Consider the following 9238-nt stretch of genomic DNA (forward strand, 5'->3'; position numbering starts at 1 on the left):
GGAAACGCGATGTCCCAGACGACCGGTCCGCGGACGGTACGGCAACCGGATACGCAACCGGACGACGACGGCTACCGGGTACGGGTGGAGCCGTGCCCGCGACGCGTACGGGTGACCTTCGGCGGTGTCACGGTCGCCGACTCCAGCCGTGTGCTCTACCTGTTCGAGACCGGCCTGCCGACCCGCTACTACCTGCCCCGGTCGGACGTGCGCATGGACCTGCTGACACCGAGCCCGACCACGTCGCGCTGCCCGTACAAGGGGGTCGCCCGGTACTGGTCGGTGACGGTGGACGGTAGACCGGTCGATATCGCGTGGAGCTACCCGACCCCGATCCCGGAATGCCTGAAGATCGAGGCTCTGATCTGCTTCTTCGACGAACGGGTCGACGCGATGGTTGTGGACGGGGTGACGCAGCCACGTCCGACCACCGCGTGGTCCTGATGGTCCTGGTCCGACAGTGAATATGCCGATCAAGCGCCACCCGGCCGTGGACCGTATACTTCCTGGAGGTGAACTATCAACTAGATCTTCTCGGGGTGATCGTATCGTGACTTCGGTCTGGCATGACCCCAGGCGTGAGGAGGCCTCCAGGGCGCTCGTAACCGTCCATGGGGGCGTTCGTGCGGCCGACGTCGAAACCGGGACCCTGGACTTCAAGGAAGATCAGTCCCGGCGTGTGGTGGGCGGCTTGCTGACGGCCGGCGCCACCCGACACGAACCGACCGCTCGTGATCTTGCTGAAGCTGCCTGCTGTTTCGCGAACGCCCACGGTGGAGTTGTGATCGTCGGTGTCGACGACAGGGCGGGTGGTCCGGCCGCGTTCGTCGGCACCAGTCTGGATCCTGAATGGTTGCGGCACCGCATCTGGGAGCTCACCGATCCGCACCTTGCCGTCGATATCGAAACAATCTTCTCGGATGGCGGGGAACGCCTGTTGGTCATCGTCGTCAGCTCGGGTCTCACGGCACACAAGGTGTCCGGCGGCCGGTATAAACACCGGGTTGGCGCACACTGCGTGGAGATGCTCGGGGTGGATCATGCGGCGCTGGTCAGTCGTTACATCGACTGGTCGGCCGAGCCGACCACGATGCGGTTCGCAGATGTCGATTTCGCGGCCCTTCTGGTGGCCCGGCAGGTGTTGCGGGCCACCGAGGAACCGGGTCGGGTCGCCCTGGCATCCCGGTCGGATGAGGATCTGTTGCGTGCTCTCGGTGTCCTTGACCCGATTACCGGCACATTGACCCGTGCCGGTGCGTTGCTGTTCACGGTGACGGACAGGGGCCGATCGCATCTCGACTACATCCGACGGGTCCGGCCGGGGGCTGATGCCCAGGTCCGCGTGGATGAACCAGGCCGTTCTCTCCTGGTGGAGTTCAACGAAGTCGAAATTTCCATCAGGCTGGCGAACCAGCGTGTTCACGCGGTACGGCTGGGGGCGCGTGGCATCGGCGAGGCGATTCCCCGTCCGGCGGCACGGGAGGCGCTTGTCAACGCAATCATGCACCGGGACTGGACCCGGCCGGAACCGATCACCATTGAACACCTGGGCGACCAGCTTGTGGTCACATCCCCGGGGCGTTTCCCGCACGGTGTCGACACGTCAAATGTCCTGACCACGACTTCCCGGCCGACGAACCCACACCTTGCGAACGTCATGCGGAGTCTGCGGCTCGCCGAACGTGAAGCGATCGGTGTGGACCGCATGTACCGGGAAATGATTCTGCTCGGGCACCGACCTCCGGTGATCACGCAGACCGTCGACGCTGTCCGTTGTGTACTCATAGGTGGTAGTCCGGTGGAGCCGGTCACCGACCTGACCTCACTGCTGAGTGACGACGCCCGCGCTGACGTGGACATCGTACTGATCATTTATTGGCTGTCGGATCATCCTCGGGTGGATGCGGGAACTCTTGCCCCGCTATTGCAGAAGACGCCTGAGGAAGCGTCCGAGGCGCTGACGCGTGCCCGACACGAAAGTATCGACGGTAATTCTGTGCTGATTACCCCGGTTAAGGTGGGTGGCGGAGGCTTCCGTCTCGGTAACCGTGCGCGTGAGCTGCTCGCCGCGCGTCTGCCCTATTTCGATGTCCTCCCGAAGGAGGTCAAGCCATTCGTGGTCGAACTGGTCGTCGAACAGGGTTCGGTGCGGGCCGGTGATCTCATCGACTGCTTCGGTCTCCGGTCGATACAGGCGTCGAGGGTGCTCAGTGAGCTGCGCGACGACGGACTGCTCGCCGTCGGATCGGTGAAAACCGTCGGCCAGGGAGTGTTCTACATCGCCGGTCCGCGGTTTCCCGGCACTCCCGTGCCACCCCCGGTCGCCGATGATCCTCGTTCCTGACGGCCGGCGGGCACACTGGCGGGATGGATGTCACATGGTGGGGGCACAGCACTGTGCTGATCGAGGACTCCGGCATCCGGCTGCTGACCGACCCCGTTCTCGGGATGCGGGTCGCGCACCTGCGCCGACGGGCCGGCATGCGCCCGGCGAGGGATGCGGCCCAGGTCGATGCGGCGGTCGTCTCGCATCTGCACGCCGACCACCTCGACATCCCGTCGTTGCGACTGTTGCCGCCGACCGCACCGCTGCTTGTCCCGCGTGGAGCCGCCGCCCTGCTGCGCGGCCGGCACCCGGAGCTCGCCGAACGCTGCGTAGAGATGGTGCCGGGCGACCGCATCCGGGTTCCAGCCGGGGACAGCGGGATCGGCGGTGGGGCCGGCGGTGGGGCCGGAGGTCTTGACGTGCTGGCCGTTTCCGCGCGGCATGACGGATCCCGTGGACCCTGGTCACGCCACCGAGGCCCGGCGCTCGGTTTCGTGATCACTGGTACCCGCACGGCATGGTTCGCCGGGGACACCGCCTTGTACGACGCCATGGCCGACCTCGCCCCGCTCGGCATCGATCTGGCGCTGGTCCCGGTCGGCGGCTGGGGACCGAACCTCGGCCCCGGCCATCTCGACCCGGCCGGGGCGGTCGAGGCGGCGCGGCGAACGTTGCCGACCGGGACCGGGCCGACCCGTACTGCGTCGACCGGGACCGGGCCGACCGGGCGGGAGGACCCTGCGCCCGGACAGTCGGCCGTGGCCGTGCCCATCCACTACGGGACCTTCTGGCCGATCGGTTTCGACCGTGTCCGACCTGACCGATTCCACGAACCGGGACGTGAGTTCGCCCGTCTTGCGGACGAGGCCAACCTCGCGGTTCGGGTGCAGGTGCTTGCCCACGGACAGTCCCTGGCCGTGCCGGACGCGGGCGGCCCGTCCTCCGACGACGGCCGGGGTACTGCCATCCCGACCACTGCCGCGGATCAGCGGTAAACGGAACATCACCGCCGGGCGGATGCGCCTTCTTCAACAGTGTCGGTGTCGGTGTCGGCGCGGCCGGTGGTCTCACGGTCGCCGGCAATGCGGGCCGTGGGCAGGGGGTCACGCCGCAGCCCGAGATGTTCCAGCCAGCGGACGAGCTGGTGATGGATCTCGGCCGGGCTCTCGATCGAGCTGACAGGGGCCGGCCAGGCGGCGGGGTGCAGGAGCACCGCGCGGGTCTGGTCCCCGCCGATCCCGCCGTGGCTGCCGACCAGTTCCTCGAACGCGGCGACCTCGCGGGTGCCCGGGTCCAGCCGGCTCACCACGACGATGTCGCCCACATGGTTCATCCGCTGGTGGCGGAGCAGGTCCGCGGCGGCCCGCGAGCCGTAGCCGAGCAGCGGGTTGTCACCCTCGACCATGCCGGTTTCTAGGAACATCCGCCCCTGGGCGCCGAACGCGACTGGACCGTGGCCCGGGCAGCGCACCACCGCGAATCCGACACCGGGATGGTTGACCAGGCCTTGGACGAGCGCCGGGTGCAGGAACGCCATCTGTTCGAGATCGGCGCGTCCCGCCACCTGCGGCAGGTAGATCATGGCAAGGTTTCCGGACGCGACGACGACGAGGTCCGGTCGTTGTGGGTCGAGGACGACCTCAAGGCGGGACGGGCCGAACACCACCTGCCCGTCGTCGGCGCGGCGCCGCAGTATGCGCCGGCCCGGTCCGGTGCCGGTACCGCCGCCGGTGACCTCGGTGAGCAGGGTGTTCACCGGGCCCCAGTCCTCGGCTGTGCCGGTCGAGGTTGGTGCGGCGGTTGGGACGGCGGTTGGCGCGGTGCCGGTCGTGGCTGTCGTGGCTGTCGTGGCTGTCGTGGCTGTCGTGGCGGCGTCGGGTATCAGCAGGGCACGGACGGTGTCCTCGAAGGACCGCCCGTAGCGTTGGCGGAACGTCGCACCCTGGCTCTGCCCGTGATCGGACAGGACGACCAGCTCGTACGGGCGTTCGACGCTGGCGGCCACCCGTTCCAGCATCGCGAGCACCCGGTCGACACCCTCCAGGGTCTGCAGGGACTCCCGACGGTTCGGCCCGGCATGGTGGGCGACCTCGTCATAGTCCACGAAGTCGCAGAACACCACGGGTGTCCCGCGTGCCATCTGTTCCGCGATGAGGGTGACGTTGAGATCCCGCAGCAGGACGTTGGTCAGCCCGCGCAGCGCGATGTAGGAGCCGCCACGGCGAACGCGGGGAAAGATCTTGTCGCGGCGCTGTTTTCGGGCCTGGTGAACCTCTTTGATCATTTCGCCGATGGTGAGGACCAGGGATCGGGCGAATCCCTGCGGGCTGGCCGCGAACGATGCATACCCGCGGGCCCGGCGGCCGGGCAGCCCGGCCTGGCTGACGGTGAGCAGGCTGTGCGGCGCGTCCCCGGAGAAGACGTTGCTGATGCTGACCCCGCCGTCGGCGAGCAGGCCGCGTCCGTCGCTGAACCGCCGTTCGACCTCGCCGGCGTCCCGTGGGCGGTTGGTCACGATGAGACGGCCGGTGTCCTTCTCGTACCAGCGGAACGCGGGGATGTGGCCGGACACGCCGTGCAGGATGCCGGCCTGGCTGGTGGGGGTCGTCGACGGCATGCCGGTGTGCCACTCGACGAAGCGGTGTGAGCCCGAGCGGACCCACCGGCTCAGCGTGGGCAGGTTCCCGGCGGTGACCGCCCACCGCAGTAGCGGCGCGGACAGTCCGTCGATCTGCACGATGACGACACCGGGTCCGTCGAACGGGCTGCCGCCGCCGCTGCTGTAGCGGGCGACCTGCCGCATGACCTCGCCGATGAACGTCTCGTCGCTGCCTGCGTCGGCGAGCCAGCCGACAACCGCGGCGATCACCGCGGTGGCCCACGCGACCCCGATGGCCGCGCCGAACCCGCGCAAGCTCACGTCCGGTTCGATGCGCAGCGCCACGTAGATGACGAGGGCCTGCGCGAACAGGCCGATGAACAGGACGGCGACGCCGCCGAGGGCAACCGCCAGGGCGACGAGAACCGGCCGCAGCGCAGCGCCGACCAGCGCGAGGGTGACGACCACCCGCATCAGGGCGCCGAACCCATGGATATCGATGCCGGGCAGGAACTCCAGGGACAGCCCGAGCGCGAGCCCGCTTGCCACGGCGGACCGGGCAGCTCGCAGCAGTAGGGACGGTGTCGGTTTCATGCCGCGCAGCACCACGGCGCCGAGGCGGAGGCGTCCACGCAGGAGCCGGCCGACCGCGGCGAGCCGTCCCCGCTCGCGTCCGGACAGGTCGGGTGGCACCTGCATCCCGGGGTCGGTGCCATCGGCACCGGTGTGACCTGCAACCATGACCAGCGCAGACTAACCAACCGGTCTGGTGCCGCATGATCGTCGATGCCCGTCGGCGGTGTGTCGGGCGATCACGCTGGAGCGCCGTGGCCTCATCGCTTGGACGCCCGACCCGGCTGGCCGGCGCGCGTTGTCCGCGGTGCCGACAATCGAAGGTGAGCAACTGCTTGCCTCTTGTGACCGGAATGCCGCCGAGATCGCGGCGACGATGTTGCACGCTACGCGGCGACGAGATCGAGAGGTTGGGTGGGTCGCTCCAGCGGCCTTGACCGCGAGCTTGTCGAAGCCGGGCGCCCCAGGTCGTTTCGCGTGAATGTCACGGAAGAGAAGGTTTTCTGCAGGTTTCGGGTTCGCTCGTCCGGCGTCTTTCGGCCATCGCGGACCGTTCGATCACGCACCATGGAAGATATGGCCGGCGCTCGTTGCCGTGAAGCGAGGTGATCAGGTCGGGGAAGTAGTGCAGCCGGACGACCGGGAGGACGCGATGAGTGACGCTCGCGTCCAGTCGGGTCGGCGCGGCCCCGTCCCGAACGCCGGCGCACCTCGTGCGGGCACCGGCCTGCCGGCGAGCACCACGACCGTCCAGGCCGAGCGGCCACGCCGCAGGGGGGACTGGCTGCTGCGGATAGCGGTTGTCGCGGTCGCGGCGCTGTGCTGGCCGGTGATGGTCGCCCTGCTCACCGTCTACAGCACCGTGCAGCAGCCCGGCTACTACCAGCAGGTGCTGTCCGACGCCAACGTGTACGAGCGCTTCTACAGCGAGGTACTGCCCGACCCGCAGATCGTCGAAGTCTCCGACCAGCTCTTCGCCGGCCTACCCGTCGATCAGTCGGTGCTGACCGCGAACCTGCGGGTGGTCATCCCTCCGTCGTCACTCAAAGGGGTGGCGGCGAGCCTGGCGGATCGGACCGCGGCCTACCTGAGCGGCAGCGGCGACACTCTCTACCTGCGCATCGACCTGCGGCCGGTGCTGGCCAACGTCTCCCAGCTCGCCAGTACCTACCTCGCCGGTGAGGTGGCCGGTGCGACCACTTACCCGGTGGACGACGTCAGCCGGTTCACCGTCGGACTCCTCGACGCGCTCGAGCAGCTGTCGAAGGGACACCCGCCGACATCCGTGCCGTCGATCGGCGCGGTGCGGCTCTCGCCCGTTCAGGCCGACCAGGTCGCCGACGTCGTTCTCGACCGGGCACATGGGCTGGACGGGCCCGAGCGTCGCGCCGTGCACCAGCAACTGGTGACGCTCATGCGCGCCGGCGATCTCTCCTCGGCGCTGGCCGTCGCGGGTCCGCTGGTCTTCGAGGGTGACGAGACTTCCATCGCGGACCTACGGCGTCGGGTCGGCGGTGGTACGGCCATCGATCTGGGGCCGGCCCTGCGGGGGCTTCCCGACTCCCCGGGTACGTCCGCGGTACACGCCGTCCATGAATTCGGCTCGTCGGGTGTGCTGCTCGCCGCGGGCGGGCTGTCGGGTCTGATGCTCGCGGCGCTCGCCACCGGATTCGTCGTCATCCGCCGGCGTGGAGGGTCTGGGCCGCGGCTGGTCGTGGCGGGGCTTGCCGCGGCCGGCCTTTCGGCCCTCGCGGTCGGGGGAATGGTCGCGAGCCTGATCGGCGACCCGCTCGAGGCCCTGACCGGCCCCTCGTCGTCGTTGCCGGTGAGCGTGCGCGCGATGCTTCACGACATCTCCCGCGGGCTGGTCGGCCGGGTCGAGGACAACTGGCTCACGTTCGCGGTGATCCCACTGATCGCGGCTGCCGCCATCGTCGTGGTCACCTCGGTGGTGCGGATGCTCGTCCGGTCGACGGTCCGCCGCCGGCGGTGGTGGACGCTGGCGGCGACCTCGGCGGCGATCACCGCGCTGTTCTGGGCCGTCGTGCCCCTGCCGGTTACCCCGGCCGTCCGGTACTGCAACGGCTCGGACCAGCTCTGCGACCACAGGTACAACGACGTGGTGTACGCGGCCACGCACAACTCGATGGCGGCCAGCGACGCCCGGTTTCTCGGCGCGGCGCAGGACCCGGACATGATCGGCCAGCTGAACGCGGGTATCCGCGCGTTGCTGATAGACGTCCACCACTGGACGCAGCCGGAGGAGGTCGACGCGTTCCTGAACAACCTCCCGCCGGACCAGCGCGCCGTCTTCGAGCCGTTCACGCGCGGTGCTCGCTCGGCGCGTCCGGGGCTGTGGCTGTGCCACGACATCTGCCAGCTCGGCGCGTTGAACCTGGAGGTCGAGCTGACCCGGCTGCGCGCCTGGCTTGCCGCGAACCCCACCGAGGTGGTCACCCTGGTGATCCAGGACGGTGCTCCCGCGGCCGAGGTGATGGACGCCTTCAACCGGGCGGGTTTGGGTCGTTATGTGCTGACTCCGCCCAGGGATGTCGGCGGCGACTGGCCGACGCTCGGTTCAATGGTCGAGAGGAACCGGCGCCTGGTCGTCTTCGCGGAGAGCGCCGACGTCCCGGGTAGCTTCTACCGGCAGTTCTTCCGGTATGCCGGCGACACGTCCTTCGATGTGTCCTCGCCCGACGGCTTCACCTGCCTGCTCGGCCGCGGCGGGCGCAAACCGTCGATGATGCTGATCAACCACTGGATCACCCGGACGGCGAGCAGCCGGGCGGACGCGGCTGTGGTGAACCGGCGTGCATCCCTGCTCGACCAGGTCAGGGCGTGCCAGAGCGCGCAGGGACGGCTGCCGACGTTCGTGGCGGTGGACTTCGCCACTATCGGTGACCTCGTCCCGACCGTCGCCGAGCTGAACCGCCGCCCCGCCCGGTAGCGCTGTCTCCACCCGATGGTGGCGCGGGCGGGGGGGCCGCCAGGGTCTGGTCCTGTGTGTCGCTCTGCGTGGAGTTTGGCGGCCGGCCATCGGGAACCCTAGGATCAGAACAGGTACACAACTGCACATCGATGCCGCTCACGCCCGGGCGGGAGAGTCCACGGCACACCAGACCGTGGCGCCGAAGGAGCAAGATCTCCCCATAAACTCTCAGGCTGGAGAAACCGCCGGGTCAGGCAGCTCTGGAAAGTGGACGCCCTCGGCGTCCCGCCGACGGTGAAAGCCCGGAGTGCCGGCCCGTGGGCCGGTGACTACGGGTGAAACTCTCAGGCAGATGGACAGAGGGGGAGGTCCGTCGCGACCGGCGCGCATGCCGAGTTGCCCGACCTCTGGAGCGCTTCGACCGTGCACATGAACCCCGAACCGCCCGCGGACAGGACCGGCCGGACCAGCAGCGGTAACGGGACTTCCACGGTTGGCATGCAGCCTGCCACGCCCCGGCCGGTCCCGCCGTCGCCCGTCCCGCCGTCGCCCGTCCCGCCGTCGTCCGAAAGTCCCGCCGGGCCGGCGTCGACGGCGTCGACGGCGATGGTGACCGGTGAGCTGGCGACCTTCGTCGACCGGCACGTCGGCCCGGATGCCGGTCAGCGTCAGCGGATGCTCGACGGGCTTGGTTATGCCAGCCTGGACGCGCTTACCGGGGCCGCGGTTCCGGCTGCGATCCGTGACACCGCGCTCGACCTGCCGCCCGTGGTGAGCGAACCGGAGGTGCTCGCGGAACTGCGACGGC

5 protein-coding genes, 1 pseudogene and 2 riboswitches are annotated in these 9238 nt (G+C 69.1%); of the genes and pseudogenes, 5 read left to right on the forward strand and 1 reads right to left on the reverse strand.

Going from position 1 to position 9238, the window contains the following annotated elements; genetic code table 11:
• The first annotated feature begins 9 nt into the window (after positions 1 to 9).
• The 3 genes from NBW77_RS11175 (at position 10) to NBW77_RS11185 (ending at position 3321) form a co-directional block, all read left to right on the forward strand.
• A complete protein-coding gene (locus NBW77_RS11175; protein ID WP_242605546.1) occupies positions 10 to 444 on the forward strand; it encodes a DUF427 domain-containing protein in 435 nt (144 codons plus the stop codon).
• Between the two features lie 106 nt (positions 445 to 550).
• Entirely contained in the window at positions 551 to 2344 is a 1794-nt protein-coding gene (locus NBW77_RS11180; RefSeq protein WP_165485809.1) for an ATP-binding protein, read from the forward strand.
• Between the two features lie 23 nt (positions 2345 to 2367).
• Positions 2368 to 3321 (forward strand): MBL fold metallo-hydrolase, encoded by a 954-nt coding sequence (locus NBW77_RS11185; RefSeq protein ID WP_250279662.1) that lies wholly within the window; start codon positions 2368 to 2370, stop codon positions 3319 to 3321.
• 8 nt (positions 3322 to 3329) lie between these two features.
• On the opposite strand, the gene NBW77_RS11190 is transcribed toward NBW77_RS11185, so the two are convergent.
• Positions 3330 to 5624, reverse strand: a complete 2295-nt coding sequence (locus NBW77_RS11190; RefSeq protein WP_250279664.1) for a phage holin family protein — start codon at positions 5622 to 5624, stop codon at positions 3330 to 3332.
• Between the two features lie 526 nt (positions 5625 to 6150).
• Here NBW77_RS11190 and NBW77_RS11195 point away from each other — a divergent pair.
• Positions 6151 to 8448: a phosphoinositide-specific phospholipase C-related protein gene (locus NBW77_RS11195; protein WP_250279663.1), complete on the forward strand. Its 2298-nt coding sequence runs from the start codon at positions 6151 to 6153 to the stop codon at positions 8446 to 8448.
• A 139-nt stretch (positions 8449 to 8587) separates the two neighbouring features.
• Positions 8588 to 8685: riboswitch (glycine riboswitch) on the forward strand.
• Positions 8686 to 8797, forward strand: a riboswitch (glycine riboswitch).
• A 62-nt stretch (positions 8798 to 8859) separates the two neighbouring features.
• Positions 8860 to 9238, forward strand: a pseudogene (locus NBW77_RS11200) (glycine dehydrogenase (aminomethyl-transferring)); the annotation flags it as partial.

Origin of the sequence: Frankia sp. Cppng1_Ct_nod (assembly GCF_920656135.1) — a bacterium.
Lineage (GTDB): Bacteria > Actinomycetota > Actinomycetes > Frankiales > Frankiaceae > Protofrankia > Protofrankia meridionalis.